The following is a 26,717-nucleotide window of genomic DNA, read 5'->3' on the forward strand; positions in this document are numbered from 1 at the left end:
GACCAGAGAAGATCCAGAAAAGAAGCGAACAAGAAAGGGACACAGCGTGGCCGAGGCATCCGACCCGCCCTATGCGCGCATCGTCGCCGACATCCGGCGCCGCATCCTGGACGGCGAACTCACCCCGGGCGACAAGGTCCCGTCAACCCGTCAGATCTCCAGGGACTGGGGCGTCGCGCTGGCCACCGCCACCAAGGCTCTGACCACACTGCGCATGGAAGGGATCGTGGAAACCCGCCCGCGTGCCGCCACTGTCGTCGCCGGCCAGTCGGTACGCAGGCCTTCGAAGCGGCGCACCGTCCTCGCCACGGATCAGGAGCTGACCCAGGAGGGGATCATCCGCGCCGCCATCGAGGTCGCCGACACCGAGGGACTCTCCGCACTTTCCATGCGCGGTGTCGCCGCCCGTCTGGGCGTAGCCGCCATGTCCCCATACCGCTATGTCGGCAGCAAGGACGAACTCGTCCTGCTGATGGCCGACGCCGCCTACGGCGAGATGACCTATCCAGCCCGGGGGCCCGAGGGATGGCGGGCCCGACTGGAGCTCGGCGCGCACACCATGTGGCGGTTGCACCGCAAGCACCCATGGCTGGCCCATATCGGTCCGCTCAACCGCCCGCTGATGCTTCCGAATCTGATGGTGCACGGCGAGTGGATGCTCAGCGCCCTGGACGGTCATGGCCTCGACCCGGTGACCATGTTCGACCTGCATGTGCTGCTGTACAGCTACATTCAAGGCATCGCGGTCAACCTGGAACGGGAAGCCCAGGCCGAGGCCGCCACAGGTCTCACCGAAGACCAGTGGATGGAGCTCCAAGCCTCATCGATGCAAGTGATCATCAAGTCGAACCGGTACCCCGTATTCACCCGGATCGTGACAGGTTTCAAGGACGGCTACGACCTGAACCTCGACGCACTGTTCGAGTTCGGCCTTCGACCGCTACTCGACGGCATCGCGGACATCATCGAAGGCCGACGGGGACCAACAGGAGTCTGAGCCGGATGCCCGCTCGCGGTCTCAGCGGTGGCGCACTGTGATCCCGTCGCAGAACGGAAGATGCAAGCAGGGATCGAACACCTGCGTTCGCGGACAGGCAGTGGGTCAGGAGCACCATCGAGATTCACGACGTCCGCACCACGAACAGGGGGTCGCCTCATCGTCCGCGCCACCTGTGAAGTCTGCTGCTGATCCTTGGAAGCGGACTTGCTGCCGAGTCACCTCTTGGTCCACGGTGGGTTCGTGCGGCTTGCCACACGGAGTACGTCAGGAATCCATCTCCGTGCTGGACCGGCCTATGCGCCGACCGTCGAGGGTACGGCGCCAGGCCGAGACGGGGCTGGCGTTGCTTCTTGCTGCTCGCGGGTCGCGGCTTTCGGGTGCGGGTTATGCATGAATGGCCATCTGGGTGAGGAAGTCGAGCAGGGCGGCGTTGAAGCGTTCGGGCTGCTCGGCACCGGGGAGATGACCAGCCTGGTCGATGACGGTCAGGGTGGCGTGCGGGACGAGGCGGTGGATGGCCTCGGCGTCGGCAAGGGGCGTGTAGACGTCGTCCGCGCCGACGATGATCAGTACTGGAGTGCGGACGGCGGCCAGCGTCTCCCGGTAGTCGGGGCGTTCGGCCCGTCCCCGCAGTGCTGCCGCGGCGCCGCGGGGATTGGTGGCGCGCATCATGTCCAGGACGTGCGCGGCCACATCCGGCAGGGCGGTGACGTTATAGGCAGCGAGCATCTTGTCGATGACCTCGCCCGCGTATCCGTCCATGCCCTCGGCGATGAGCCGGCCGGCCAGACGGTTGCGGAACTCCTTGCCCTCGTGGGTCTCGGCGGGGGCGGAGGTGTCGGACAGTACGAGTGCGTGCACGCGGTGCGGGTGACGGCGCTGGAACTCCATGGCGATCTGGCCGCCCATGGAGACACCGCCCACCACCGCCTGCTCGATGCCGAGGTGGGTGAGCAGGCCGGCGAGGTCGTCGGCGAAATCGGACAGGTAGACCTTGCCTGGGGTGATGCTGCTGTCGCCGTAGCCGCGCAGGTCTGGGGCGATGACGCGGTACCCAGCCTCGGACAGCGCCCTGGCCTGGGGCGCCCACAGGCTGCGGTTGAAGGGATGCCCGTGGATCAGGAGGACAGGCAGCCCGCCCGAGGGGCCGAGGTCGTCGTAGTGGAGCGTTGCCCCATGTATGGCTGCGGAGTTCATGCTGGGCACCCTAGCTTCGTGACCGTCGATCCCGCCGACGTGTTTCGGCGGCAGACCGGCTCACCGGCCCATGCGCAAACAACCGCGCATCGCCCGTTTGCTGTTCGGGATGACGCTGCCGCGCCGGGGCTGCGGCCTCCTCCGGCCACAAGGCCCGGACAGGAATCCGGACATGGCTTTGACCAGGCCGGACAGCAACGGACTGTCCGGGACATCCTCATGCTGTTGCGCCGGCCTATTCATGCCGCCAAAGTCTTGTGCGGTCGGCCGAGTCCGCCATCTGGGCCGCTCACGCCCGGAGCAACGGGCTCGATCTGGGAAATAGCTGCGGGTCTACTGATCTTTTCGTTAGTTCTGTGGGGTTGGTGGGTGGATGGTGAGGCCGGTGTGGGTGAGGAAGGACCAGGGCAGTTGCGGGTTGTGGTTGATGCGGTGGATGCCTTGCTCGGTGGCGTCGGCGACATCGGCGAGGTGGTCGCCGGCGAGGTTGGCGAGCTCGCGCTTCTTGAGGGATGACCACAGCAGCTCCACCGGATTGAGCTCGGGCGCGTAGGCGGGTAATCGCTCCAGGGTCAGCCAGTCCTGTTCGGCGACCCAGGCACGCATGGCACGGCTCCAGTGGGCGGACAGCCCGTCCCAGACCAGCACCACCCGTTCCCCGGCGTAGAACACTTTGACCTGTTCCAGCACCTCGATCAGGGCGGTGGTGTCGTAACTGCCCGGCTTGAGATGGAAGCACAACCGCGGACCACGGTCGGGGTCGGGGGCGTGGTAACCGAGGGCTGCGGCCATCGAGGCGCGTTTCCAGTTCAGCCGGTGCCGCAGTGTCGGGGTGCGGCCGCGGGGCGCGTAGGTGCGGCGGACCTGGGGCAGCAGGGACACCCCCGATTCGTCGAGGAACACGATCCAGGCACGTGTGTTCACCGCCCCCTTTTGATGCGCGGCCACTCGTGCGCGATCCAGCGGGCGATCTCGGACTCGTTCCGCTCGAGGGCCCGACGCTCCGGGCGCTGCAGACTCCACCCCATCCGACCGGTCAGCAGCCGCCACACCGACGCCCGCGACAACGACACCCCTGTCAGCCGCTCGACGACCAGGCCCACCCGCTCCAACGTCCACAGATCGGCCTCGAAGCCATGTGCCTGGGCGCCTCGCTCCAGCGCGGCCCGCACCTCATCGACCTGGGCGTCGTCCAGCTTGGGCGGACGACCCGTGGCCGGACGCCGGCGCAAGGCATCAGCGCCGCCCTCCTCCCATACCCGCTTCCACCGCCGCACGCTCTCGCCGCTGACCTCCAGCATCCGTGCGATCTCAGTACTCGTGCGTCCCTGCCCGAACAACTCGGCCGCCCGCACACGCCGAGCCTCGGCCAACTGCGGCCGCGTCAAAGGAGGAACGACAGACTCGGAGGCAACAAACGAAGGCTTGAAAGACACCACAACAGGGTCCCACCAACACCCCGTCACACGCACAGAACTTACGAAAAGATCAGTAAGAGCTCCTAACGGAATGAGATTGGCCCGTGTCCTCCAGCTGAGTGACTCAGTTGTCTACGTGTGAGGAAGCGTGATCCCCAACCATGGCTGGTTGACGATGATTTGTGGGTGAGGATCGAGCCACTGCTGCCGGTTCGGCACCGCCGGCATCGGCACCCGGGGCGGAAGGCGCTGGATGACCGCAAGGTGTTGTGCGGGATCATGTTCGTGCTCTACACCGGCATCCGGTGGGAGTGGCTGCCCGCTGAGCTGGGCTTCGGCTCGGGCATGACCTGCTGGCGACGCTTGCGGGACTGGAACAACGCTGGGGTGTGGCAGCGGCTGCACGAGGTGCTGCTGACCGAGCTGCGGGCAGCAGACCGCCTGGACATGTCGCGGGCGGTGATCGACAGCTCCCACATCCGGGCGCTCAAGGGCGGCCCAAAACCGGCCGGAGCCCGGTCGACCGAGGCCGAGCGGGCTCCAAACACCACGTGATCTGCGATGCGAGCGGCATCCCGCTGGCCGTGACGCTCACCGGCGGCAACCGCAACGACATCACCCAGCTCATGCCGCTCCTGGCGGCGATCCCGCCGATCCGCGGCAAACGAGGCCGTCCCCGGCAGCGACCGAGGGAGATCTATGCCGACCGCGGCTACGACCACGACTGCTACCGCCGCCTGGTCTGGGCGAAGGGCGTCAAGCCCGTCATCGCACGCCGCGGCACTGAGCATGGTTCCGGCCTGGGGACCAAGCGGTGGGTGGTCGAGCAGACCATCGCGCTGCTGCACTGGTTCGGCCGCCTGCGCATCCGCTGGGAGATCCGGGACGACATCCACGAGGCGTTCCTCAAGCTCGCCTGCTCACTCATCTGCTGGCGACGCCTCCGCACCGCATTGAGTTAGGAGCTCTAAGACGCTGGCGCCGCGGTCGCTGGCACTGCTCTCATCACGGGTGCCTCGGGCGCCAAGCCCGCGTCCGCCACACAACAACCGTGTTTGCCGCAGCCGACGGACGCTTTCCCTGCGGCCGTGACGGCGCCTCTGGCACCACGCGCTGGAACAACTCCCGCAACTCATCCGGCACCAGCCGCTCAACGATCCCCACCACGACCGACAGCCTACCGAGTCAACCAAATGAGATGACGTCTTACTGATCTTTTCGTAAGTTCTGTGCGTGTGACGGGGTGTTGGTGGGACCCTGTTGTGGTGTCTTTCAAGCCTTCGTTTGTTGCCTCCGAGTCTGTCGTTCCTCCTTTGACGCGGCCGCAGTTGGCCGAGGCTCGGCGTGTGCGGGCGGCCGAGTTGTTCGGGCAGGGACGCACGAGTACTGAGATCGCACGGATGCTGGAGGTCAGCGGCGAGAGCGTGCGGCGGTGGAAGCGGGTATGGGAGGAGGGCGGCGCTGATGCCTTGCGCCGGCGTCCGGCCACGGGTCGTCCGCCCAAGCTGGACGACGCCCAGGTCGATGAGGTGCGGGCCGCGCTGGAGCGAGGCGCCCAGGCACATGGCTTCGAGGCCGATCTGTGGACGTTGGAGCGGGTGGGCCTGGTCGTCGAGCGGCTGACAGGGGTGTCGTTGTCGCGGGCGTCGGTGTGGCGGCTGCTGACCGGTCGGATGGGGTGGAGTCTGCAGCGCCCGGAGCGTCGGGCCCTCGAGCGGAACGAGTCCGAGATCGCCCGCTGGATCGCGCACGAGTGGCCGCGCATCAAAAGGGGGCGGTGAACACACGTGCCTGGATCGTGTTCCTCGACGAATCGGGGGTGTCCCTGCTGCCCCAGGTCCGCCGCACCTACGCGCCCCGCGGCCGCACCCCGACACTGCGGCACCGGCTGAACTGGAAACGCGCCTCGATGGCCGCAGCCCTCGGTTACCACGCCCCCGACCCCGACCGTGGTCCGCGGTTGTGCTTCCATCTCAAGCCGGGCAGTTACGACACCACCGCCCTGATCGAGGTGCTGGAACAGGTCAAAGTGTTCTACGCCGGGGAACGGGTGGTGCTGGTCTGGGACGGGCTGTCCGCCCACTGGAGCCGTGCCATGCGTGCCTGGGTCGCCGAACAGGACTGGCTGACCCTGGAGCGATTACCCGCCTACGCGCCCGAGCTCAATCCGGTGGAGCTGCTGTGGTCATCCCTCAAGAAGCGCGAGCTCGCCAACCTCGCCGGCGACCACCTCGCCGATGTCGCCGACGCCACCGAGCAAGGCATCCACCGCATCAACCACAACCCGCAACTGCCCTGGTCCTTCCTCACCCACACCGGCCTCACCATCCACCCACCAACCCCACAGAACTAACGAAAAGATCAGATAGAGGTCGTTTTCATCTAAGTGTGGCGCTCTATATTGGTTTGTTCCGCCTCTCGGTGTGCTGCTGGTGAGTCTGTGGAGGCGGTTCTTCTTGGTGAGGCTGGTGGTGTGACGGATGGGGTGGAGGTCTGCGCGTGCCTGTCTCATGCCAGGACGCCCGGGTCTGTCCCGTGCTTCGACGCGGCAGGATGCACGCCTGGGCGCACGCCCCCGGGCGGCGGTATGCCCGGGTCATGACGGAACGTCGCGCGTATCCAAGTGATCTGTCCGATGCCCGCTGGAAGTTGATCGAGCCGGTGCTGTCCGCCTGGCGCTTCGAACGCCGCGGCCGGGCCCTGGACTTCGGCCGGCCACCACGGCATGACCTGCGCGAGATCATGAACGCGATCCTGTACGTGGACCGCACCGGCTGCCAATGGGCCTATCTCCCGCACGACTTCCCGCCGCATCAGAGTGTCTACGGCTACTTCGCCAGGTGGCAGAAAGACGGGGTGTTCGTCCAGCTCAACGGTCTGCTGAGGGAGTTGGTGCGCCTACAGGAAGGCCGCGAAGCCACCCCGTCCGCCTGCGTGATCGACGCACAGAGCGTCAAGACCTCCACCAGTGTCCCCGCGCGGAGTCAGGGCATCGACGCGGGCAAAAAGATCGTAGGCCGCAAGCGCAGCATCATCACCGACACCCTCGGCCTGCTGCTGGCAGTCCTGGTCACCGCGGCCTGCGTCCAGGACTCCACGGTCGGCCGCACCCTCCTGGAACAGGCTGCCGCCGACCACCCCGGCCTGCGCAAGGTCTGGGTCGACGGTGGCTACCGCAAGCACTTCGTCGAGCACGCAGCGACCCTCGGCATCGACCTCGAAATCGTCCAACGCACCCCTGGGAGCAGAGGATTCACCCCGATCCCGAAACGGTGGGCGGTGGAGCGGACCTACGGCTGGCTGATGCTCCACCGCCGCCTGGCCCGCGACTACGAAACCCACCCACACCGTTCCGAAGCCATGATCCACCTCGCGATGACCGACCTGATGGCCCGCCGCCTCACCGGCGAGAACACCATCTCCTGGCGAGATCCGACACCAGTGCATCAAAGCCGCATCCAGGGATGAAACCACAGGATGAAACGACCTCTTAGACGGAGCCGCCCTGACCCGTCACCTGCGCGCCGAGGGCGTCGTGGTACCCGAGGTCAACCAGCCCGACAAGGCCGCCCGACGCCGCCACGGCAAGACCGACGCCATCGACGCCGAGGCCGCAGCCCGCGCCGTGCTGACCGGACGCGCCACCGCCGCGGCGAAGACCGGCGACGGTCCAGTCGAGATGCTCCGACTGTTCAAGCTGGCGAAGGGGTCCGCGATCAAGTCCAGGACCCAGGCGATCAACCAGCTCAAGAGCGTCCTGGTCTCAGCTGACGCCGCCCTCCGCGAGTCGCTGGCGGGACTGAGCAATCCGCACCTGTTCAAGCAATGCGCAGACCTCGACCCCCAGCACGCGAGAGGGCCGGCCGGGGCCGCCCGCCACACCTTGAGGCTGCTGGCTCGCCGCATCCGGCACCTGACCGAGGAGATCGACGATCTCAACACGCGAATAGCCGAGGCAGTCGAAGTCAGCACGCCGGGCCTGCTGGAAGTCCGTGGCGTCGGCCCGGACAGCGCCGCTGCCCTGCTCATCTCGGCTGGCGACAACCCCGAGCGACTCGTCAGCGAGGCGTCCTTCGCAGCCTTATGCGGCACCAGCCCAGTCGAGGCTTCCTCCGGTAAGAGCTCCTAACTCAATGCGGTGCGGAGGCGTCGCCAGCAGATGAGTGAGCAGGCGAGCTTGAGGAACGCCTCGTGGATGTCGTCCCGGATCTCCCAGCGGATGCGCAGGCGGCCGAACCAGTGCAGCAGCGCGATGGTCTGCTCGACCACCCACCGCTTGGTCCCCAGGCCGGAACCATGCTCAGTGCCGCGGCGTGCGATGACGGGCTTGACGCCCTTCGCCCAGACCAGGCGGCGGTAGCAGTCGTGGTCGTAGCCGCGGTCGGCATAGATCTCCCTCGGTCGCTGCCGGGGACGGCCTCGTTTGCCGCGGATCGGCGGGATCGCCGCCAGGAGCGGCATGAGCTGGGTGATGTCGTTGCGGTTGCCGCCGGTGAGCGTCACGGCCAGCGGGATGCCGCTCGCATCGCAGATCACGTGGTGTTTGGAGCCCGCTCGGCCTCGGTCGACCGGGCTCCGGCCGGTTTTGGGCCGCCCTTGAGCGCCCGGATGTGGGAGCTGTCGATCACCGCCCGCGACATGTCCAGGCGGTCTGCTGCCCGCAGCTCGGTCAGCAGCACCTCGTGCAGCCGCTGCCACACCCCAGCGTTGTTCCAGTCCCGCAAGCGTCGCCAGCAGGTCATGCCCGAGCCGAAGCCCAGCTCAGCGGGCAGCCACTCCCACCGGATGCCGGTGTAGAGCACGAACATGATCCCGCACAACACCTTGCGGTCATCCAGCGCCTTCCGCCCCGGGTGCCGATGCCGGCGGTGCCGAACCGGCAGCAGTGGCTCGATCCTCACCCACAAATCATCGTCAACCAGCCATGGTTGGGGATCACGCTTCCTCACACGTAGACAACTGAGTCACTCAGCTGGAGGACACGGGCCAATCTCATTCCGTTAGGAGCTCTTAGCGGTTCGTCCCCGGCGGCGAACACACCGTTTCCCGCCGGAGACGGCCTGACCCTGTTCGTTTCGCCTGCTGAGGCCCGGCCCCCTGTTCCGTATCCCGGAACAGGGGGCCGGGCCGCTCGCTGACCGGGGTGCATTTCCAGATCTGCAGGTGCCGTACGCCACCGCTGATGATCATCGCGAGCCGGGAGACGATGCACTGCCAGGGCACGTCGTCGATGCGGGTCCAGGGGACGCGTCGATCAGGACCGAAGTGGCATCGCCGGTCACCCACAGCGGGGCGATGTTGTCGTCGCGGTTGTGTCCACCGTGTCGTCGCACACGAAGCCAGACAGGAGGGACCGCCCCGGGCCAGAGGCATCGCCCTCCAGCTTGTCGCGACAGGCCCCGTTCATGCACATCCAGAGAGGCGCCCGCCGTGCGTCAGGGCCGCACAATGCTGGTGGAGGCTGTTTTGTCCGCCACCCAGTGGACGAGCTCCGGGTCGTCGAGATCCATGTCCGGGGGCAGGCCCGCGCGCGGCACAAGTGCGCACGGTCAGGCTGACCACTCGCGGCATCCCTGGCTTCCGGGCCCTTCTCCGAACTAACCGAAACTGCAGGCCAGTCGGCCCTCTCCATGCGAGTGTGTTTTCGAGGCCCGCGAGGTCTAAGCTCGGCTGATGACCTTGGAATGGGAACAGGTAATTGTTCACTCGGTAGATCCGGTGGCCTTGGGGCGGTGGTGGGCCGAGGCTCTTGGGTGGGTCGTGGTCCACTCCTCTGATGAGGAGTTCGAGATCCGCCCGGAGCCGGATCGCCTGCCGGGGTTGGACTTCGTCCGGCTTGAGGAGAGCAAGAAGGTTAAGAGCCGACTGCATCTCGACTTCAGGCCTGATGACCAGGACGCCGAGGTGGCTCGTCTGGTGGCTCATGGCGCACAGCGTGTTGATATTGGCCAGGGTGACCAATCGTGGGTTGTATTGGCCGACCCTGAAGGTAACGAGTTCTGTGTCCTTGGCCAACGACGTCAGTAACTGAGCGTTTGGTGCGTTTCGCTCTGAGCTCCGTAGTCACCTTGGTAGTCGAAGTTCGTCGAACCCGATCGCGCCGCGACGACCAGGACGACCAGGGCCAGGGCCTGTCCGGCGGATCATGCCGGACAGGCCCCTGGTCCCGAGGAGGGCTCAGCGCTTGAGCGTGAAGGTGAAGTCGCCGGAGAGCTTGCCGCTCAGCCGGACTGCCGAAACGAGTTTCCCCTCCGTGACCAGTCTCTCGACCTCGGCCCGCGAAAGACCGCACCCTTCAGCGATCAGTCGCACCGGCCGGACGGGGATCCGCGCCGCAAAGCGGACCGAGATGTCGATCGCCTCGCGGTCCAGGTGATCCGATCCGCCGGTGTCGAGGCGCCAGGCGTTGTCCCAGTCGAGGGCGATGCGATTACGGCGCTGCACGAGCGGATCCTGGAGCAGCTCAGCTGTGAGGCCAGGGTCGTTGTCATGCAGCCGGTCCAGCAGCTCAGGTCGTACGGAGCGCACGTACATCCGCTCCAGGACCGTGAGCTTTGCCGTGTCCCCGCAAGCGGTGCAGAGCGCGAGGAGCCAGGCGTCGAGGAGCTTATGGTTTGCGTTGACGCGAAATTTACCGCTTGCCCGGAAGCGCTCGGACGTGCACGCGTGGCAACGGCGGCGAACGAGCGGCAGGCAGGTGGGCATGACCACCCAGATTTTGAGCACAGAAGTACACCAGTTTCAGTGAGAAGTCCGCAGCAGAAAGGAGCGCGGCGCACATGCGCGACGCGCGACGAATCAGCACTCGGGAGGTCTCACAGGGTGTACAACGGCACGTCCTTGACTAGACGACTGGTTCGGCAGCACGGTAATGGGGCACAGCGGCGCTGCTCCACTGGTTTTCGAGCGCCTCACCGCCAGGTTCTGTCGGCGGATCATGGACGAAGCCAGAGCCAGATCGCGGCGACGGTGACGGTGCTGTGGGAGACGTAGGCCCCGCTTGTCGTACCTCGCCTGGCGTGGATCGTTCAGGACAACTTCGCCGCGCAGATGCGGTTCTCCGTCAAGACATCGCCGACGCCCCGCCTAGTAGGACTCCGTTAGGTCTGTCTTGATCTTGGTGGCCTCTTGTTGGGGAGAGGTCGGTGGCAGGTGGTGCAGGTGCCGGTCCAGCAGTTCAGCAGGTCTTGGATGGTGTCGAGGGTCTGGTAGAGGGTGAGTCCGTTGTATCGGCTTTTGGGGCCAGTCGCTGCTCGGTGAGGAAGGCATGGGCGGCGGTGACCAGGGTGGTGTGGTGGTGCCAGCCGGTCCAGGAGCGGCCTTCGAAGTGGTCCAGGCCCAGGCCGTGTTTGAGTTCGCGGTAGTCGTGCTCGATGCGCCAGCGGATCTTCGCCAGGCGGACCAGCTCCGGGATCGGGGTGTCCTCGGGCAGGTCGGACAGCCAAAAGCGGGTCGGTTTGTCCTCGCCGTCGGGCCATTCGGTCAGCAGTCGTACCTCGGGCAGGACGCCGTCCCACCGGCCGTGCTCGGTCACTGCGGCTGCCTGGGCCAGCCGGCGTGAGCGCACTCCCGCCGGCCGGACCTGCACCGCGAGGAAGCGGGAGGTCATCGGGCCGCGGGAGCCTTCCCGCCAGGTCACCTCGCTGAAGGCTTCCCGTCCGGCGGCCGTTGCCAGTTCCGCGACCGTCACCGCCGGCTGCCGGTAGCGGGGAACGGGCCGGCGGCCGTTTCCGGACCAGGCGGGGGCGGTGGGGTGTGCCTCGTGCGGCTGGACGGTGATGTCGCCGCGGATGCCGACCACATACGCGTGTCCCCGCTCAGCCAGGCCGGAGCGGAAGTCCGCGTTCTGGCCGTAACCGGCATCCGCCACCACGACCGGCGGCGCAAGATGCCATGTGGTCAGTTCGTCCAGGGCGTCCAGTGCCAGCCGCCACTTCTCCCGGTGTCCGATGTCCTTGGGGACGCCGGCCCGCTGGCGCCGGACGGTGTCATCGGCCCACTCCTTGGGCAGGAAGAGCCGCCAGTTCAGCGGGCACGAGGCCGTGTCGGAGACGGCGTGCACGCTCACCGCGACCTGGCAGTTGGCCTGCTTGCCCAGCGCACCGCAGTACTGGGGAGCTACCCCGACCGACATCCTTCCGTCCTTGGGGAACGACACGTCATCGACCGCCCAGGCCTCCGGGCCGATCTGCGGCACCATCCGCTCGGCGATCCGTCGACCCACCGGCACTGGGTCCCACGTGGACTGGTTCACGAACTGCTGCAGGTTCTGCTCATTACCGTCCGGCAGTCGCGAGGCCATGGCCTGGACGGACTTGCGACGGCCGTCCGTCATCAGTCCCCGCAGGTAGCAGTCGCTCTTGGCCCGCTGGTCCTTGCGCGGCACCGAGGCGAACACGTCCGCCACGAATAACGCCAACGTCGCCCGAATACGGTTCACTTCATGTGCGTCCACCCACTCACCATGCCCGCGAACAAGGTCGACACACAGACCTAACGGAGTCCTACTACTGATCTTTTCGTTAGTTCTGTGGGGTTGGTGGGTGGATGGTGAGGCCGGTGTGGGTGAGGAAGGACCAGGGCAGTTGCGGGTTGTGGTTGATGCGGTGGATGCCTTGCTCGGTGGCGTCGGCGACATCGGCGAGGTGGTCGCCGGCGAGGTTGGCGAGCTCGCGCTTCTTGAGGGATGACCACAGCAGCTCCACCGGATTGAGCTCGGGCGCGTAGGCGGGTAATCGCTCCAGGGTCAGCCAGTCCTGTTCGGCGACCCAGGCACGCATGGCACGGCTCCAGTGGGCGGACAGCCCGTCCCAGACCAGCACCACCCGTTCCCCGGCGTAGAACACTTTGACCTGTTCCAGCACCTCGATCAGGGCGGTGGTGTCGTAACTGCCCGGCTTGAGATGGAAGCACAACCGCGGACCACGGTCACGGTCGGGGGCGTGGTAACCGAGGGCTGCGGCCATCGAGGCGCGTTTCCAGTTCAGCCGGTGCCGCAGTGTCGGGGTGCGGCCGCGGGGCGCGTAGGTGCGGCGGACCTGGGGCAGCAGGGACACCCCCGATTCGTCGAGGAACACGATCCAGGCACGTGTGTTCACCGCCCCCTTTTGATGCGCGGCCACTCGTGCGCGATCCAGCGGGCGATCTCGGACTCGTTCCGCTCGAGGGCCCGACGCTCCGGGCGCTGCAGACTCCACCCCATCCGACCGGTCAGCAGCCGCCACACCGACGCCCGCGACAACGACACCCCTGTCAGCCGCTCGACGACCAGGCCCACCCGCTCCAACGTCCACAGATCGGCCTCGAAGCCATGTGCCTGGGCGCCTCGCTCCAGCGCGGCCCGCACCTCATCGACCTGGGCGTCGTCCAGCTTGGGCGGACGACCCGTGGCCGGACGCCGGCGCAAGGCATCAGCGCCGCCCTCCTCCCATACCCGCTTCCACCGCCGCACGCTCTCGCCGCTGACCTCCAGCATCCGTGCGATCTCAGTACTCGTGCGTCCCTGCCCGAACAACTCGGCCGCCCGCACACGCCGAGCCTCGGCCAACTGCGGCCGCGTCAAAGGAGGAACGACAGACTCGGAGGCAACAAACGAAGGCTTGAAAGACACCACAACAGGGTCCCACCAACACCCCGTCACACGCACAGAACTTACGAAAAGATCAGTAATTCAGAGTTTCATTTACCCAGTAGGTGCATGGAATCTCGTGGACCTTGATCGGGAGGATGGCATGGAAGCAGTAGGTACACGGAAAAGGATTCTGAGGTCGCTGGTGGAGATCGTCTTCGAGGACGCCGAGCTCGCCCGTGTCTGCAACAGCGGCCCTGCCCGCAGGGACTGTTTAGGCCCCGATGGGGCGACCACCCTGCTCCGGCGTCTTGGCCAGATGGCGGCCGCCCACCACCTGGCTGACCTGCGCCACGTTGCGGCCGCGCGGCTGCGGCCCGCAGCCAACGGGGACTGCTTCACTCTGCTGGTGTCGCTCGGTGATCACGGCGATCTCGTGGTCCGCCCGCGCGACGACCCGCCCGGCACCCTCGACGACGGCACCCTCAACGAGCACGCCGTACGCGCTGTGATCGTCGCAGCGATCCACCGCCCCTGATCCCGCCACCAGGCCCGCCCCGCAGCCTCGCCGACCGAGAGGCACTCACGTGACTCCGCCCTCCGCCCCGCACCCGTTCGCACCGGATGAAGTCCTGCCTCCGGGCGACACCCTGAAAGAACAGCTCGACGCCCTTGGTATCCCCCAGGCGGACCTTGCCCGCCGCACCGGGCTGTCGACCAAGCACGTCAACCAGATCGTTCAGGGCAGCGCTGTCCTCACCCCCGAGACTGCCCTTCTGCTGGAGCGGGCCGTCGGAATCCCGGCTTCGCTGTGGAACCAGATGGAGGCCGCCTGGCGCACCCATGTCAGCCGCACCCAGAGCCGTGAAGCCCTCAGCCACCGCCTCGACTGGCTCGACCGCTTCTCCCTGCAAGAGTTGGTCAAGCGGGGCATCCTGCCGACCAAAGAGCGCACGGTGGACAATCTCGAGCATCTGCTGGCGTTCTTCGGGGTCGCCGACCCCGAGGTTGCAGAGAACGTGTGGGGAAGCTACCGGACTGCCTTCCGGCGTTCCACCGTCCTCACGCCGGACGACTACGCCACCGCCGTCTGGCTGCGCCAGGCCGAACTCAGAGCACGCGAAATCCCCTGCGCACCCTACGACCGCGCGGCCCTGCTTGAGCTACTTCCCCAGCTGCGAGCCCTGACCGTCAAGGAACCCGCCGTCTGGCGCACCGAAATCCCTCGCCTGTGCGCCCGAGCCGGCGTCGCGGTGGTGTTCGTTGCCGCGCCCCCCAACAGTCGCGTCTCCGGCGTCACCCGATGGCTCACCCCGGAAAAGGTCGGAGTCGCCCTCAGCGGCCGGTTCAAGAAGGACGACCATTTCTGGTTCACCGTCTTCCACGAGCTCGGCCATGTCCTCCTGCACGGCAAACGCCTCACTTTCATCGACAACACAAGCCGTGACGACGACACGACCCCCGAAGGAGACCGCAGCGAGGACGAGGCAGACGCCTTCGCCAGGGAAACCCTCATCCCGCCCGAGCACGCGGCCGCCTACAAGCAACTTGCCCAGCGCCCCATGCCCTTCACCAACATCACAGCCTTCGCCCGCCGGGCTGGCATCGCCCCAGGCATCGTCGTCGGGCGCCTCCAGCACGACGGCGTCCTGGACTGGAAATACGGCAGCAAGCTGAAGCGCCCCATCGAGATCAGCCTCTCCGGCGATCTCACCGCGGGCTAGCCACCCCTGCACAACAGCCTTTCGTGGCCCGGGGATCCGTAAGTCGTTTCACGGACCCCCCACCCACCGCGCAGGCTGGCAGGAGCAGTCAGGGGCGGCGCGCCGTCGGTGTCGGTGAAGGTCTGTGGATCGCTGCAGAAGACGTTTTCGGGCACGTTGAGGAACGTGGCCAGTTGCGGGCCCATCGTCGACGTAGAGCAATTGTCAAATCCTGTGGATCTGGTCCGCGCGGCCGGACGTCAGTTGGTTCAGAACCGAGTCCGGTCTCACAGGGTGGTTGTTCGCCTGCCGTATGGCGGATGAGCTGCTAACTTCCGCGTCATGGCGAACCAGAGCGACGGCAAAGATCTCCGAAGCCGGGTGGCCGATGCCGACAGCGGTGTCCTGTTGTTCGGCATCACGCCGCCCCGCCTGAGCAACACTCCCGAGCGGATCCGGGAGATCACCGCAGCCACCCTGGCACGGTTGGAGTCCCTCGATGTCGACGGTCTGGCGCTGTACGACATCGACGATGAGAGCGACCGTAATCCGGCGCAGCGGCCGTTTCCGTACCTGCCGACCATCGACCCTGCCATGTACCACGCGGACTATCTCGGCAAGTGGAACCGCCCGGTGGTCGTCTACCGGTGCGTCGGCAAGTACTCCCAGACGGAGCTGCGGACCTGGCTGCGGACGGCCGACGCCGACCGGCTGCTCGGCGTCTTCGTCGGCGCGTCCTCGAAGGGGAAGGCGGTGCGGACCGGCCTGTCCGAGGCGCAGGACCTGCGCCGCGATGTCCGCCCAGACCTGCTGCTCGGTGGCGTGGCCATCACCGAACGCCCCGAGGAGCATCTGCGGCTCGTCGCCAAGCAGGTGGCCGGATGCGCGTACTTCATCTCGCAGGTCATCTACAGCGCCGACGCGGCGAAAAGCATGGTCTCCGACTACTACTACGCCTGCCGCGAGCGGGACCTCGAACCGAGGCCCGTCCTGTTCACGCTCTCGGTGTGCGGCTCGGTGAAGACGCTGGCGTTCCTCCAATGGCTCGGCGTCGACGTCCCGCGCTGGCTGGAGAACTCCCTGCGCCATGCGGACGACACCCTGGCCGAGTCATACCAGCACTGCTTGGCGAACGCCCGGGACCTGATCGCCTTCTGCCGCAAGCTCGGCATGCCGTTCGGCTTCCTCGTGGAGAGCGTGTCCATCCGCAAGGTCGAGATCGACGCCTCGGTCGCCCTGGCCCACGAGCTCAGCAGGCTGCTCGGACGAGGTACACCCTCGGTGTGAAGCCGGGCACGAACGTGCGGCTGTCGAATCCCGCGATCGGGACGCGGCTCAGGCCGCGCTGGCGTCCTCCCGTTCGACGAGGACGCCGCGCTTGAAGCGGGCTCCGGCTCGCACGAGGGCGACCAGGTGCGGCGCATTGACCGCGCGCCAGCGTTCCTGGGCGGACTCGATCAGCTTGAACGTCATCGCCAGAGCGGCCGACCGCGACCCGGCGCCACGGGTGACCTTGGTGCGCAGCCGCACAGTGGAGAAGGTCGACTCGATCGGGTTCGTGGTACGCAGGTGGATCCAGTGCTCGGCCGGGTAGTCGTAGAACGCCAGCAGCACGTCCTCGTCGTCGACGACCTTCGCCACGGACTTGGGGAACTTCGCGCCATACTGCTTCGTGAACGCCTTGACGGCGGTCCTGGCCTGGTCTTTGTCCTCGGCATTGTAGATGTCTGCGATCGCGTTCTTCGCCGCCGGCTGCGCCGACTTCGGGAGAGCGTCCAGGACATTTGCCGTTTTGTGCACCCAGCATCTCTGCTCGCGCGTTTCGGGGAACACCTCGCGCAGCGCCTTCCAGAAGCCCAGCGCGCCGTCGCCGATGGCCAGTACCGGGGCGCGCATGCCGCGCCGGGCGCAGTCGCGCAGCAGGTTCGCCCAGGACTCGCAGGACTCCCGGTAGCCCTCGTCCAGGGCTATCAGCTCCTTGCTGCCGTCGGCTCGAACGCCGACCATGACCAGCACGCATGCCTTGGCCTCGTCCAGGCGCACCTTCAGGTGCACGCCGTCGGCCCACACGTAGACGAAGTCGGTCTTCGACAGGTCCCGTTTCTGGAACGCTTTGTGATCGTCGCTCCATTGCGCGGTCAGCCGCGACACGGTCGCCGACGACAGCCCGGCGGCCGAGCCGAGGAACTGTTCCAGTGCCGGGACGAAGTCGCCGGTGGACAGGCCGTGCAGGTACAGCAGCGGCAGCACCTCCGATATCTTCGGGGTCTTGCGGGCCCACGGCGGCAGGATCGCCGAGGAGAACCGTTTGCGCTCCCCGGTCTCGGCATCGATCCGCCGGTCGTTCACTCGCGGCGCTTTGACCTGCACCGGCCCGGCCGAGGTGGCAATCGTCCGCTCTGCATGGAAACCGTTGCGCACGACCAAACGGCGACCACGCTCGTCACGCTGGTCGGCCAGGTCAGCGAGATAGCCGTTGACCTCCGCTTCCAGCGCGGCAGCCAGCATCCGCCGGGCGCCCTCCCGGACGATCTCGTCGATCAGGAAGCCGTTCGGCGTCGTTCCGGCGGCATCAACTACGGTAAGCATGGGCGTGCCCTCCCAGCCGACGCACCAACGCCGGCCTACTCAGTGACCTTCGAATCGATCACTCGGGAGGGTGCGCCCTCACCGAGCCGATCCACAGGTTCTGAGCATTGCTCGCTCTTTCTTTTCCTCCTTGGCGGGGAGCGCGTGACGACCGGGACTTCCTGAACAGTGGACGGTGCTGGCCTGGGAGTTCGAGCCCGACGCCTCTACCGACCAGTAGTTCAACGCGGTGCTCGACTGCTGGTGGTCAAGCCGCCGGATGGTTGGCCGTCGTCCCTGCAAGAACCTCTGGCGCTCAGTTCTATCCGCTGGTTTCGGCAATCGCCGCGCGACGGGATCAACAGAACTGGCTCAATGGACACATGGAGATGGGTGAGCACTGGGCCTACCGATCGAGGCCGAAAGAGCTGGGCAGCGCGGTTCGCCGGGTTGAGGTTGTACGGGTCGGCGGGCGCAGCAGAACTGGTTGGCTCCACGTGCGGTTCCTCGACGGAGACGATGCAGGGCTGCAGGAGTGGGTGAACCCCAGTTCCCTCGTGGCGCGCTGGGAGGACGTTGAGGCGTTCCGTGCGGACGATGCGAGCGAACTTGCGTTGGCCGAGGCGTCGCGGCACGTGCGGGGAAGCGCCGACTTCGAGGCTGCGCGGATGGTCCTCGGGTTCGTCCGCCCGAAGAGCAGGCTGCGTCTGCGGCGCAGTGTTGCGGATGCCGGGATCCTGGAGATGGGCCGTCTCGACGACAGCGCCCCTCTTGTCGGGATGGATCCCGCAGAGCTGCGAGGCGATCCGATGGTCTACGAGAACCGCGACGGCATGTGTCTGGCCGGGTGGCCGGTCACTGAGCGCATCGCGCACCAGGTGACCGGCCGCCTCGCCGACGACATCCTTCCGGAGGTTGACCGCAGGCAGCAGGCCATCGACCAGGAGCGCACCCAGTCTTCCTGGTACTCCTACAGCCGCCGCGACGACCGCAAGCTGGACGCGGAAGCCGCTGCCTTGCGGACCGTCCGCGCGTGGTGTGGTCAGGACAAGGCCGAGCGCTACGACGAGCTCGTCGCCCTGCGCGCCGAGGTCATCCGGCTCGGGCAACTGATGGAGCGGGCGGTGAAGGCCCTACGCGACCGCGGCCACGGCGTCATCGCCTCCACCATTGAGCGCGACCTGGGCGTCCATATCTCCAGCCTTGATCCGGACGTTCGTCGGTGAAGCCGCGCCACCGCTCCGGCTCAGGCTTGGGCGGCTCGGCTTCAACCTTGGGTTCTTCCTTCTTCGGCGGCTTCTCTTTCTCAGGCCGCTGCGGATGCCATCCGTCGAGGAACGGCCGTAGCTGGTCGCCCGTGGGCTCCGCGTGGAAGTTGTGGGCGGCCAGTCCCCTGCCGGCCACGGTCGGGTCGAGCCGGTCGGCCTCCGACTTCCCCCACTCCGACCACTCGCGCAGCCGCCCGGCTTCGTGGGCGTCGTCGGAGGCGGAGGCGGCCTCATCGAGCGCGGCGCAGAAGGACCGCATCTCCCCTGCGGCCCGCCAGCGCTCCAGGGCGGTGTCGAACCGCTCAGCCCGCATGGCGTCCACCGCCTTGATCGACGCGATGCTGACAGCCGCCTCCCACTCCCGCCGCGTGCGCTCCTTCTCCTTTGTCTCCCGCTGACGGCGCTCTTCCTGCTCCTTCGCCTCTCGTCGGCGGCGCTCCTCGTCCTGTTGCTCCCGCTCCTCACACAGACGCTGCTGCTCTGCCTCTCGCGCCAGCCGGGCTTGTTCCTCTTCCTCCGCGTGCGCCTTCAGCGCCCGGAGGACGGAGCCGATCTGGTCCTCCAACGACTTCTTGGAGGTGTCGGCCCATTCCTTCTTCCAGCCGTAGCTGTAGCCCGAGTGCTGACTCACCGGAGGGTTCGGACCGGTGCGCTGGGGTGACCCGCTGCCAGTCGTACGTTCGCCGGCCCGGCTGCTTGGGCACGTATCGAACTTGCTTCTGCCGCTCGCGGAAGCTGATCTCGTGGTCCTGCCGTAGACGGTGAGCAGTGGCCTCGGTTGCCGGCGCTTCTTGGACACCGCGATCTCTCCGTGCCGTGCGAGTGGCCTGCTCGGCGAGGAGCCGAAGGAGGGAGAACACCCGTGGGAGCACCTCGTCCGAGATCTCGAAGGCGCTGTGGTCTGCGGTGACCGCCGCGATCACGTCCTCCACGTCGGTGATCACACGACTGCGTGCCAGGCGGATCCGGTTCCACTCGGTGTCGTCCCCGCCGGTCACCCGGAGCAGGCCGAGGAAGAAGTCACCCTTCGCGCGCCCGCTGTACTTCAGGTGGTAGCCCTCGGGAGCACACTGCCGCGCGGCGTCGAACGCCCTGCGGTAGCGGGCCCGCTCCTCTTCGCTTGGGTCCGGGATCCGAAGGAACCGACCGGCCTTCTGTACCTCCGCGATCAAGGCCGTGCCGACTTCCGCTGGTGACTGCCGTGGCGGCTTCGCGGCACGCGGTGGCGTGGGCGTCGTTTCGGGGGGGGTGCCCCTATGGGTTTGGTCAAGGTGAAGGGGCGGGTTGGGGTTCGTAGAAGGTGCCGTCGCGGAGCATCGCGAAGAGCACGTCGGCTCTGCGTCGGGCGAGGCATAGGAGGGCTTGGGTGTGGTGTTTGCCCTGGCTGATCTTTTTGTCGTAGTAGGTCCTGGAGGCCGGGTCGGCCAGGGCTGCGAACGCGGACAGGAAGAAGGCGCGTTTGAGCTGCTTGTTTCCTCGCCGGGATGGTTGTTCGCCGCGGATCGACGAACCCGAACTCCGCGTCGCCGGGGCGAGACCCGCGTAGGCGGCGAGGTGGGCGGCGGTCGGGAAACTGCTTCCGTCGCCGACGTCGATGAGGATCCTTGCTCCGGTCCTGACGCCGATCCCCGGCATCGAGGTCAGGACCTTGGAAAGAGGGTGGCCTCCAGCAGTTCCTCGATCCGTCCGGCCAGTAGTTTGCGCTGGTCAAGGACGGCGGTCAGCGAGCGGGCCAGGCTCGGGACGATCAACGCTGCCGCGTCCGTGCCGGGAACGACCACGGTCTGTTCGTCGAGTGCGGTGAAGATGTCTTCGACCAGGCGCTCGGCCATCCGCGGTGCCTTCGGCCGTAACAGTGTGATCAGTCTGCGGCGCCCGGCCTTGCGGATCTGGGCCGGCGAGCCGAATCGCTCCAGCAGGGCGAGGACGGCTGGGTGCTGGATGCGGGGGCCGAGAACCCGCTCAAGGTGCGGATGGATCTGTGTCAGCAGGCCTCGCAGGCGGTTGGAGACGCGGGTTGCTTCGCCGGCCAGGTCGTCGTCGAACCCGACGATCATCTCCAGTTCGGCGATGGTCTCGTCTTCGAGCTCGACCGAGCGAAGGGTGTGCGGCATGACGCGGGAGGCGTCCGCGATGATGAAGGCGTCGCGGGCATCGGTCTTGGCCTCGCCGGGGTAGAGGTCGGCGATCCGCCGCATCGTCAGGCCCGGCAGATAGGCGACCGGGCAGCCCATGTCCCGGGCTACCGCCAGCGGCAGGGCTCCGATGGAGGCCGGTTGGTCCACGATCACCAGCACAGTCCCGTGCTTGGCCTGCAGCTTGCCGAAGACCTCGCGGAGCTTGGGTTCGCTGTTGGGCAACCGCTTGTCGAACGCCTTCTTCCCGGCCGGGGTGACGGCGGTGGCATGGTGTTCGCCCTTGCCGACGTCCAGTCCGAGGAAGGCGCCGATGTCGCTGACGTCGATCACGTGCGTCCTCTGGTCGTTCCCGCCCGGCCGTCCCACGGCACCGATCGCCACATCCACATTACGAAGAGCCTCCCGACCTGCGAAGAAGCCGGTGGTCATGCCCCTAATCAGCGGTCTGTCGATGCCTCCGGAGCCGGTGACACCACCCCCCAGGCCATGCGTTCGACAGGGGGAGAAAGTCATGCCAACTCCGGAGGCCGGGCGCCCCATTGCAGGGCCACCAAGAAGGTAATGGGGGGCGCCGCCTGTCGACGAGGGGCAACCGTTGGCTTCGGCTCGGACACCAGCGACCGTTGCTTGCACGGAGCGCGCTCGGGTAGGTCAGGGTGATGGCCATGCTCCAGGTAGAAGCGCCCGGCGTCAGTGATCTCTGCCTGCCACCTCCCGCCATGTTTAGGCATGGTGATGAGGCCCCGGCCCTTGAGGGCACGAGCGGTGATGGCGAGTTCCGGGCTCTCAGAGGTAACGGGATCCGTTCCCTCTCCGATGCGGGTGAGTAAGGTCAGCTGGCGATCGTTGAGCGGCGACCATCGGTACATGGTGACTGTCGTACCGGGCTCGCCACGCCGCACACAAGCGGAAGGGTGACGTTCCCGCTTCCGCTTGCCGCAGGGGCGGCGAGGCCACCAGTCGTCTCGCGTGATCAGGTCAGGGATGGGGTGGGTATTCAGCCGCAGTCTGAAGGGGCTGCCTACTCCCCGAGCTGCACCGCCTAACCTGCGGAGCATGATTCGTGCGGTGGTCTTCGACGTGGGTGAGTGTCTTGTCGACGAGACCCGGGAGTACGGGACGTGGGCGGACTGGCTGGGGGTGCCGCGGCATACGTTCGCGTCGATGTTCGGTGCGGTCATCGCGCAGGGTCGCGACTACCGCGAGACGTTCCAGGAGTTCCGCCCGGGGTTCGACCTGACCGAGGAACGCGAGGAGCGCGCGGCAGCCGGGAAGCCGGAATGGTTCGGCGAGGACGACCTCTACCCCGATGTGCGGCCCACGCTGGCCGCGCTGCGGGAGGCCGGCCTGTGGGTGGGCATCGCGGGAAACCAGACCGTGCGGGCCGGCGGCCTGCTGCGTGAGCTGGACCTTCCGTCCGACCTGATCGCCACCAGCGACGACTGGGGAGCGTCGAAGCCGGACGTGAGGTTCTTCGACCACGTCATTGAGGCGACGCCTGCCGAGCCGGGCGAGATCCTGTACGTCGGCGACCGGCTCGACAACGACATTCGCCCCGCCGTGCAAGCTGGGCTTCTGACAGCTCTGATTCGGCGTGGGCCGTGGGGCACGATTCAGCAGCGCGACCCGGATGCGGACTCGATCACCACGATGCGCATCGATTCGCTCGCGGAACTGCCCGAGCAGATCGCCAAGTTCAACGCTGGAGAGCGCTGACAGCCGTACGCCAGTCGTAGAACGATCGTCAAGGTCTCGGACGCACCGCTCGTTCTGCAAATGTTTCGTACGGCGGTCCGGTTGGGGCCGTACGTGTCCTGAGCTGCAACGGAGCGTTAAGGGTGCCCCGTCCGGACTGGGCCCGGGTGGGACACCTGAGACCAGAACTGAGGCCAGAGGTCCTACCTCCCTGCTGGTCGACGCGGTCTCGCGAGTGCCCCGGTCCGTAAATGCTCGATGCCGCACTCTGCCGCCGGACTCGGGCAGAGGCTATGCCGGGCCCACGGCCTCCCCGACCGCGTGTCCAATGTGATCACGGACGTTGTCCGCGGAGACGTATGAGAGGGCCCTCTCGAGGCACTTGGCAGCCGTGGCGAACCGGACCGCCTGCTGGCGCAAGTGACTGTCGAGAAAGGAGGCGACGGCGCCCGTGGCACTGTGCCGAGCCGCTCGTGCGTACAGCACGGTGAGAGCGAATGCCCAGCACGCGTGGAGGAAACCGAAGACAGGTCGGTCGGTGCCTCGCCAGGGTGAGAAGAAGGTGACGTCCCCGGGGAGGCTCACGTCGTGTGCGGCCAGGGCGTCGTTGAGCCAGTTGTGGGCTGCTTCGTGGATCAGGTCGCGGGCCAGGATCTCGTGGTGGGCGGTGTAGTCGGTGAAGACGGTGCCCGGGAGGCGGGTCAGGGCCCAGCTGTGGAGGGTCTCGTCGAGTCCGCGGCGGTTGAGCAGGCAGATGACGGAGGCTTGCTGGGTGAGCAGCGTGCCGAAGCCGTGCTCGGCGGCGGAGACGAGGGCGGCCCGAACCTGGGCGTGGGCTTCGGGCGAGGCGGGGCTGGTGTCGGGGCGTACGAGGTAGTACGCGGTTTCGGAGATGTCCGAGCGGAGCAGGTCGTCGGGACGCGGGTTGAGGAGGATGTGCGGGCCGACCGACAGATGCCTCAGGTCTCGCGTCCTCGTGTTGCGGCACCAGTCGAGGAGGTCCGCGTCCCGGGCGCGTGCGGCGTGTTCGGCGCCTTCGAGTAGGTGGTGGGCGACGGCGTAGTCGAGGGCTGACGAGGGGAGGCGGTTGCCGAGTACGGAGGCGATGCGGCTGGTCCTCAAGTGCTGGTGGCCGGCAATGCCGTCGAGGGTGACCAGAGCTTCCGGGGAGAGACTGCTCATCTGTGCTCCAGGGAGAACGGGGCCGGACCCGGCTGGTCCGGCCCCGAAGGCGGGTCAGGACGTGGTGGGCTCGGTGGCACCGGGCTCGGCCGTGACGGCGAGCCAGGTCTCGGTAGCCGCGTTGGAGGTATGTGCGGTGGTGCGCACGGCGTCGCTGTCGCGCAGGGACGCGACCGCCTCCAGGAACTCGTCGAACGTTTTGTCGTCTGCCACTGCTCGCTCTCTCCTCTGATCGGGGCCGTGGGGGTGGGAGTCAGGTGCGGATGTGGGCGGGCCGCGGGGTCCGGTCATGGCGGCAAGCTCCCTATTCGGAGATGAGGAGGGTGAGGAACTTGCGTACGCGGCCGGTGCGTACGGGCTCGGTGCCGTGGACGAGCTGGCTGCCGAAGACCACGAACGCCCCGGGAGCGGGCGCGACGCTCCACCGGGTGCGGGGCATGGTCTGGAACCAGGGCGAGGACATGTCCGTCCCGTCGTGTACGAAGCGCATGCCGGGGGCGTAGCCCGACTCGGCCGGCGCCTCGTGATCGGCCCAGAGGATGTCGCTGCCCGCGGTCTCGACGTAGAACGCGCCGCCGGTGTCCTGGGTGTCGGTGAGTGTGACCGTGGCGGCGGCGATCTGGCGGGGCCGGTCGAGTGGATCGGGGGCGATGCCGTCGGCATGAGGGGTGATGTACTGGCCGATGCCGTATTCGAGGTAGATCCATGGCCGGTGGCTGGTGACCGACGGCAGAGTGCGCGTAATGCTGGCCATATGGTGCTTCAGGGCCTGGTCGAGGAGGGCGGTCGCCTCGTACGGGATCTCGGTCATCTCGATCCGGCCGGTCGGCTCGTAGACCTCTTGTGCCTGGGCGGGGGAGTGGCCGGGGATCTCGTGGATGGTGGTACGGCGGCCCGTGCCGTACTGGTCGCGCCCGAGAGAACTGAGCGCGTCGTCCATGACGCGGTTGAGGCGCTCGGTCTCGGTCGGCGTGAGGAAGCCCTCCACGGTGCGGATGGACAGCGTTTCTGCGATGTGGATCATTGCTCGCCTCCGTCTGCGGGATCGGGCTCGCCGACCGGATCGCCGTGCTCAACGACGGGAAGACCGCCGAGGGGAGCACCGAGGAGCTGAAGCGGCTCATCCCGGGCGGGCACGTCCGGCTGCGGTTCACCGACCCGGCCGACTACCAGTCCGCCGCCTTCGCGCTGCGCGAGGTCACGCGGACGACGAGTCGCTGTCGCTGCAGATCCCCAGCGGCGGCAGCCAGCCGGGCTGCGCTCCATCCTCGACTGGCTGGACTCGGCCGGTATCGAGGCGGACGAGCTGACCGTGCACCCACCCGACCTCGACGACGTGTTCTTCGCCCTGACTTGCGGCGCCGGCGTCCCCAACCAGTCCAAGGACGCTGTCCGATAAGCTCCCTCTCCCTCGCCGTACGCGACTCGTCCCACGATGCTGCGCCGCAACCTGCTGCCCGCCCGGCGCTATACATCCCTGATTCTGAACCTGCTGCTCACGCCGATCATGCTGCTGCTGTTCGTCTGCATCTTCGGCGAATGAGCGCGGGCATCAGCGGCGGCGGCGCCGACCGCTCCGATACATCGCCTACCTCGTGCCGGGCCTGCTGCTGATGACCATCGGCAGCACCACGATCGGCACCGCGGTGTCTGCCTCCAACGACATGACCGAGGGCATCATCGCCCGCTTTCTGCACGATGGCGCCCACCGCGGCTCGGTGCTCATCGGACGCCGCGGTGATGGCTGCCGCAGCCACCCTCGAGCCCGCTGACATCAGCACCCTGGACCGGGACCGCGACATCGTCGTACCTGACGGGCTGCTGGTACTGCCGGAGCCGGTCGTGATCGTCAATCGCACCGTGGTACTTCTCCCAGTCCGTCTGGTTCATCTCGCCGACGGCGTCTCTCCTCCAGCCCTCGGCGGAGGGTGCGCTCTTGGCAACGACGTTGTCGAAGGCACCGCCGGCCTGCGTGAAGCGCACCTCTTCCGTGGCCCCGCCGGGGGCCGACGGGCCGCAGCGTCAGGTCGTCGAGAGAGGTGGCGAACAGGCCGACCTGCGCGGTCTCGGGCCCGCCGTCGCTGCCTGCGGTGTCATGGCGGTAGTGGGACCAGCTGAGCGGCGCCCGCCCCCTCGACCTGGACGACGGGGGCCTTGGAGTCCCCTCGTTCGGCAAAATCGGAACTCGAACGGGCGGTGAGCCCTGATCATGAATCGCCCCTGCCTAGGCTTTGCGGGCGAGCAGTTGAATCTCCTGGAACTGCCGTCGGTCGGTGGGCTGAGGCTCACGGACCATCCGGGCTACCTCGGCCAACCCGGACTGGCGCAGCATCGCGGCGAGGTGATCAGGCCACCACCGATAGGCCGGCGCGACTGTGTGATCGAAGCCCTGCGTCGGGTGAGACGGAGCATCGCTTGCCGAAAAGCCGAGCAGAAGGTGGCCGCCAGGTGCCAGCACGCGGTGGAACTCCGCCAGGATGACGGGGAGTTCCTCCGGCGGAGTGTGGATGATGGACCAACGCGAGAGTACGCCGCCCAGCACGCCGTCAGCGATGTTCAGCGCGGCCATCGAGCCCACGTCGAACCGCAGGCCCGGATAGGCCTGTCGAGCCAACTTGATCATCGCACGAGAGGCATCAATACCAAACGCCGCCAGCCCCAGCCCGTCTAGGTATGCGGTGACATGGCCAGGCCCACACCCCAGGTCGGCGACCTGACCGTCCCCACTCGCACTTACGACCTCGGCGAAGGCACCCAAGATCGCGCGGTCCAGTGGACTGTCACGCAGCGTGTCGCGGAACAGCTGCGCATAAGTGGGGGCAGCAGCGTCGTAAGCCTCGCGGGTGGCACTGAGGGCATCGTGTTCGACCATGCTCGCGACAGTAGTTCCTGGCCCCCGAGGCGAGCTGAGAGAGTCATAATCTTGCCTCCCGCCCGTTCGCCCGGGCTATCGCCAGTTCAGGGAAGCATGCATCCGCTG

Annotated in this window: 26 protein-coding genes and 4 pseudogenes; 14 read left to right on the top strand and 16 right to left on the bottom strand. The window is 67.2% G+C overall.

The features are described from left to right. Positions 1–46 precede the first annotated feature (46 nt). Positions 47–997: a TetR/AcrR family transcriptional regulator C-terminal domain-containing protein gene (locus ACQEVG_RS17800; RefSeq protein WP_432984306.1), complete on the top strand. Its 951-nt coding sequence runs from the start codon at positions 47–49 to the stop codon at positions 995–997. Positions 998–1,384: 387 nt separating this feature from the next. Here the strand turns inward: ACQEVG_RS17800 and ACQEVG_RS17805 are convergent, their stop codons facing one another. The 3 genes from ACQEVG_RS17805 to ACQEVG_RS17815 all read right to left on the bottom strand — a co-directional run bounded on the left by ACQEVG_RS17805 (position 1,385) and on the right by ACQEVG_RS17815 (position 3,669). Continuing rightward, the gene (locus ACQEVG_RS17805) at positions 1,385–2,197 is read right to left on the bottom strand and encodes an alpha/beta fold hydrolase (RefSeq protein ID WP_432984309.1); all 813 of its coding nucleotides are present in this window, start codon (positions 2,195–2,197) and stop codon (positions 1,385–1,387) included. Between the two features lie 348 nt (positions 2,198–2,545). Next, a complete protein-coding gene (locus tag ACQEVG_RS17810) occupies positions 2,546–3,121 on the bottom strand; it encodes an IS630 family transposase (RefSeq protein WP_432984312.1) in 576 nt (191 codons plus the stop codon). Continuing rightward, the gene (locus ACQEVG_RS17815; protein WP_432984315.1) at positions 3,118–3,669 is read right to left on the bottom strand and encodes a winged helix-turn-helix domain-containing protein; all 552 of its coding nucleotides are present in this window, start codon (positions 3,667–3,669) and stop codon (positions 3,118–3,120) included. The genes ACQEVG_RS17810 and ACQEVG_RS17815 overlap by 4 nt, the downstream gene beginning before the upstream one ends. A gap of 111 nt (positions 3,670–3,780) precedes the next feature. Here ACQEVG_RS17815 and ACQEVG_RS17820 point away from each other — a divergent pair. From ACQEVG_RS17820 to ACQEVG_RS17840, 5 genes and pseudogenes are all read left to right on the top strand, one after another. After that, a protein-coding gene (locus tag ACQEVG_RS17820; RefSeq protein WP_432985456.1) for an IS5 family transposase occupies positions 3,781–4,577 on the top strand; the annotation gives its coding sequence in 2 pieces (ribosomal slippage) (positions 3,781–4,117 and positions 4,117–4,577; 798 coding nt in all). A 384-nt stretch (positions 4,578–4,961) separates the two neighbouring features. Beyond that, a complete protein-coding gene (locus tag ACQEVG_RS17825; protein WP_432984318.1) occupies positions 4,962–5,396 on the top strand; it encodes a winged helix-turn-helix domain-containing protein in 435 nt (144 codons plus the stop codon). Continuing rightward, positions 5,393–5,968 carry an IS630 family transposase gene (locus tag ACQEVG_RS17830; protein WP_432984312.1) on the top strand — a complete coding sequence of 192 codons (576 nt, stop codon included), beginning with the start codon at positions 5,393–5,395 and terminating at the stop codon, positions 5,966–5,968. Before ACQEVG_RS17825 ends, ACQEVG_RS17830 begins: the two co-directional genes overlap by 4 nt. 245 nt (positions 5,969–6,213) lie before the next feature. Continuing rightward, positions 6,214–7,083 (top strand): IS5 family transposase, encoded by an 870-nt coding sequence (locus ACQEVG_RS17835; RefSeq protein ID WP_432984321.1) that lies wholly within the window; start codon positions 6,214–6,216, stop codon positions 7,081–7,083. Between the two features lie 28 nt (positions 7,084–7,111). Continuing rightward, a pseudogene (locus ACQEVG_RS17840) lies at positions 7,112–7,738 on the top strand (IS110 family transposase); the annotation flags it as partial. A 2-nt stretch (positions 7,739–7,740) separates the two neighbouring features. Here the strand turns inward: ACQEVG_RS17840 and ACQEVG_RS17845 are convergent. Continuing rightward, positions 7,741–8,537, bottom strand: a protein-coding gene (locus ACQEVG_RS17845; RefSeq protein ID WP_432985456.1) for an IS5 family transposase whose coding sequence is annotated in 2 segments (ribosomal slippage) — positions 7,741–8,201 and positions 8,201–8,537 — 798 coding nt in all. Because the reading frame shifts where the segments join, the coding sequence is not laid out codon by codon here. A 751-nt stretch (positions 8,538–9,288) separates the two neighbouring features. Here ACQEVG_RS17845 and ACQEVG_RS17850 point away from each other — a divergent pair. Further along, positions 9,289–9,642 carry a VOC family protein gene (locus ACQEVG_RS17850; RefSeq protein ID WP_432984324.1) on the top strand — a complete coding sequence of 118 codons (354 nt, stop codon included), beginning with the start codon at positions 9,289–9,291 and terminating at the stop codon, positions 9,640–9,642. Positions 9,643–9,792: 150 nt separating this feature from the next. Here ACQEVG_RS17850 and ACQEVG_RS17855 read toward each other — a convergent pair whose 3' ends face one another. The 4 genes from ACQEVG_RS17855 to ACQEVG_RS17870 all read right to left on the bottom strand — a co-directional run bounded on the left by ACQEVG_RS17855 (position 9,793) and on the right by ACQEVG_RS17870 (position 13,261). Further along, a complete protein-coding gene (locus ACQEVG_RS17855) occupies positions 9,793–10,341 on the bottom strand; it encodes a DUF1062 domain-containing protein (RefSeq protein WP_432984327.1) in 549 nt (182 codons plus the stop codon). A gap of 451 nt (positions 10,342–10,792) precedes the next feature. Then, positions 10,793–12,070 (bottom strand): IS701 family transposase, encoded by a 1,278-nt coding sequence (locus tag ACQEVG_RS17860; protein WP_432984330.1) that lies wholly within the window; start codon positions 12,068–12,070, stop codon positions 10,793–10,795. Between the two features lie 67 nt (positions 12,071–12,137). Further along, positions 12,138–12,713 (bottom strand): IS630 family transposase, encoded by a 576-nt coding sequence (locus ACQEVG_RS17865; protein ID WP_432984333.1) that lies wholly within the window; start codon positions 12,711–12,713, stop codon positions 12,138–12,140. After that, positions 12,710–13,261, bottom strand: a complete 552-nt coding sequence (locus ACQEVG_RS17870; RefSeq protein ID WP_432984315.1) for a winged helix-turn-helix domain-containing protein — start codon at positions 13,259–13,261, stop codon at positions 12,710–12,712. The genes ACQEVG_RS17865 and ACQEVG_RS17870 overlap by 4 nt, the downstream gene beginning before the upstream one ends. An 85-nt stretch (positions 13,262–13,346) precedes the next feature. Here ACQEVG_RS17870 and ACQEVG_RS17875 point away from each other — a divergent pair, with 85 nt between their 5' ends. From ACQEVG_RS17875 to ACQEVG_RS17885, 3 genes are all read left to right on the top strand, one after another. Further along, the gene (locus ACQEVG_RS17875) at positions 13,347–13,721 is read left to right on the top strand and encodes a hypothetical protein (protein ID WP_432984336.1); all 375 of its coding nucleotides are present in this window, start codon (positions 13,347–13,349) and stop codon (positions 13,719–13,721) included. A gap of 49 nt (positions 13,722–13,770) precedes the next feature. Next, a complete protein-coding gene (locus ACQEVG_RS17880; RefSeq protein WP_258777539.1) occupies positions 13,771–14,907 on the top strand; it encodes an ImmA/IrrE family metallo-endopeptidase in 1,137 nt (378 codons plus the stop codon). Between the two features lie 321 nt (positions 14,908–15,228). Beyond that, positions 15,229–16,173, top strand: coding sequence for a methylenetetrahydrofolate reductase (locus ACQEVG_RS17885; RefSeq protein WP_432984340.1), 945 nt, complete (start codon positions 15,229–15,231; stop codon positions 16,171–16,173). Between the two features lie 48 nt (positions 16,174–16,221). Here ACQEVG_RS17885 and ACQEVG_RS17890 read toward each other — a convergent pair whose 3' ends face one another. Continuing rightward, positions 16,222–17,475 (bottom strand): IS256 family transposase, encoded by a 1,254-nt coding sequence (locus tag ACQEVG_RS17890; protein ID WP_432984343.1) that lies wholly within the window; start codon positions 17,473–17,475, stop codon positions 16,222–16,224. Between the two features lie 362 nt (positions 17,476–17,837). Between ACQEVG_RS17890 and ACQEVG_RS17895 the strand changes: the two genes are divergently transcribed. Continuing rightward, complete coding sequence (locus tag ACQEVG_RS17895) at positions 17,838–18,680, top strand: PE-PGRS family protein (RefSeq protein WP_432985459.1); 843 nt, start codon at positions 17,838–17,840, stop codon at positions 18,678–18,680. Here ACQEVG_RS17895 and ACQEVG_RS17900 read toward each other — a convergent pair. Then, positions 18,610–19,353: a hypothetical protein gene (locus ACQEVG_RS17900; RefSeq protein ID WP_432984346.1), complete on the bottom strand. Its 744-nt coding sequence runs from the start codon at positions 19,351–19,353 to the stop codon at positions 18,610–18,612. The two genes, ACQEVG_RS17895 and ACQEVG_RS17900, sit on opposite strands and share 71 nt — an antisense overlap. A 635-nt stretch (positions 19,354–19,988) precedes the next feature. Beyond that, positions 19,989–21,190 (bottom strand): annotated as a pseudogene (locus ACQEVG_RS17905) (IS110 family transposase). Positions 21,191–21,916: 726 nt separating this feature from the next. Here ACQEVG_RS17905 and ACQEVG_RS17910 point away from each other — a divergent pair. Continuing rightward, a complete protein-coding gene (locus tag ACQEVG_RS17910; protein WP_432984349.1) occupies positions 21,917–22,576 on the top strand; it encodes an HAD family hydrolase in 660 nt (219 codons plus the stop codon). A gap of 270 nt (positions 22,577–22,846) precedes the next feature. Here the strand turns inward: ACQEVG_RS17910 and ACQEVG_RS17915 are convergent, their stop codons facing one another. The 3 genes from ACQEVG_RS17915 to ACQEVG_RS17925 all read right to left on the bottom strand — a co-directional run bounded on the left by ACQEVG_RS17915 (position 22,847) and on the right by ACQEVG_RS17925 (position 24,761). Further along, the gene (locus ACQEVG_RS17915) at positions 22,847–23,737 is read right to left on the bottom strand and encodes an aKG-HExxH-type peptide beta-hydroxylase (protein ID WP_432984352.1); all 891 of its coding nucleotides are present in this window, start codon (positions 23,735–23,737) and stop codon (positions 22,847–22,849) included. Between the two features lie 54 nt (positions 23,738–23,791). Continuing rightward, positions 23,792–23,950: a hypothetical protein gene (locus ACQEVG_RS17920; RefSeq protein WP_432984355.1), complete on the bottom strand. Its 159-nt coding sequence runs from the start codon at positions 23,948–23,950 to the stop codon at positions 23,792–23,794. A 91-nt stretch (positions 23,951–24,041) separates the two neighbouring features. Next, entirely contained in the window at positions 24,042–24,761 is a 720-nt protein-coding gene (locus ACQEVG_RS17925) for a 2OG-Fe(II) oxygenase (protein WP_432984358.1), read from the bottom strand. 26 nt (positions 24,762–24,787) lie between these two features. Between ACQEVG_RS17925 and ACQEVG_RS17930 the strand changes: the two are divergent. Together ACQEVG_RS17930 and ACQEVG_RS17935 are read left to right on the top strand one after the other, a co-directional pair. After that, positions 24,788–25,136: pseudogene (locus ACQEVG_RS17930) on the top strand (ABC transporter); the annotation flags it as partial. Beyond that, a pseudogene (locus ACQEVG_RS17935) lies at positions 25,133–25,467 on the top strand (ABC transporter permease); the annotation flags it as partial. The pseudogenes ACQEVG_RS17930 and ACQEVG_RS17935, both read left to right, overlap by 4 nt. On the opposite strand, the gene ACQEVG_RS17940 reads toward ACQEVG_RS17935, so the two are convergent. Both ACQEVG_RS17940 and ACQEVG_RS17945 read right to left on the bottom strand, forming a co-directional pair. Then, entirely contained in the window at positions 25,460–25,720 is a 261-nt protein-coding gene (locus ACQEVG_RS17940) for a hypothetical protein (protein ID WP_432984361.1), read from the bottom strand. The pseudogene ACQEVG_RS17935 and the gene ACQEVG_RS17940 overlap by 8 nt on opposite strands. Before the next feature lie 241 nt (positions 25,721–25,961). Next, the gene (locus ACQEVG_RS17945; protein ID WP_432984364.1) at positions 25,962–26,609 is read right to left on the bottom strand and encodes a class I SAM-dependent methyltransferase; all 648 of its coding nucleotides are present in this window, start codon (positions 26,607–26,609) and stop codon (positions 25,962–25,964) included. Positions 26,610–26,717 lie beyond the last annotated feature (108 nt).

The organism is Streptomyces sp. CA-135486 (assembly GCF_050936555.1).
Lineage (GTDB): Bacteria > Actinomycetota > Actinomycetes > Streptomycetales > Streptomycetaceae > Streptomyces.

Excerpts from the sequence above, each read along its gene's own strand:
- ACQEVG_RS17805 (WP_432984309.1), bottom strand. The coding sequence starts at position 2,197 with ATGAACTCCGCAGCCATACATGGGGCAACGCTCCACTACGACGACCTC.
- ACQEVG_RS17835 (WP_432984321.1), top strand. The coding sequence starts at position 6,214 with ATGACGGAACGTCGCGCGTATCCAAGTGATCTGTCCGATGCCCGCTGG.
- ACQEVG_RS17850 (WP_432984324.1), top strand. The coding sequence starts at position 9,289 with ATGACCTTGGAATGGGAACAGGTAATTGTTCACTCGGTAGATCCGGTG.
- ACQEVG_RS17875 (WP_432984336.1), top strand. The coding sequence starts at position 13,347 with ATGGAAGCAGTAGGTACACGGAAAAGGATTCTGAGGTCGCTGGTGGAG.
- ACQEVG_RS17885 (WP_432984340.1), top strand. The coding sequence starts at position 15,229 with ATGGCGAACCAGAGCGACGGCAAAGATCTCCGAAGCCGGGTGGCCGAT.
- ACQEVG_RS17890 (WP_432984343.1), bottom strand. The coding sequence starts at position 17,475 with ATGCTTACCGTAGTTGATGCCGCCGGAACGACGCCGAACGGCTTCCTG.
- ACQEVG_RS17895 (WP_432985459.1), top strand. The coding sequence starts at position 17,838 with ATGGAGATGGGTGAGCACTGGGCCTACCGATCGAGGCCGAAAGAGCTG.
- ACQEVG_RS17910 (WP_432984349.1), top strand. The coding sequence starts at position 21,917 with ATGATTCGTGCGGTGGTCTTCGACGTGGGTGAGTGTCTTGTCGACGAG.
- ACQEVG_RS17915 (WP_432984352.1), bottom strand. The coding sequence starts at position 23,737 with ATGAGCAGTCTCTCCCCGGAAGCTCTGGTCACCCTCGACGGCATTGCC.
- ACQEVG_RS17925 (WP_432984358.1), bottom strand. The coding sequence starts at position 24,761 with ATGATCCACATCGCAGAAACGCTGTCCATCCGCACCGTGGAGGGCTTC.
- ACQEVG_RS17945 (WP_432984364.1), bottom strand. The coding sequence starts at position 26,609 with ATGGTCGAACACGATGCCCTCAGTGCCACCCGCGAGGCTTACGACGCT.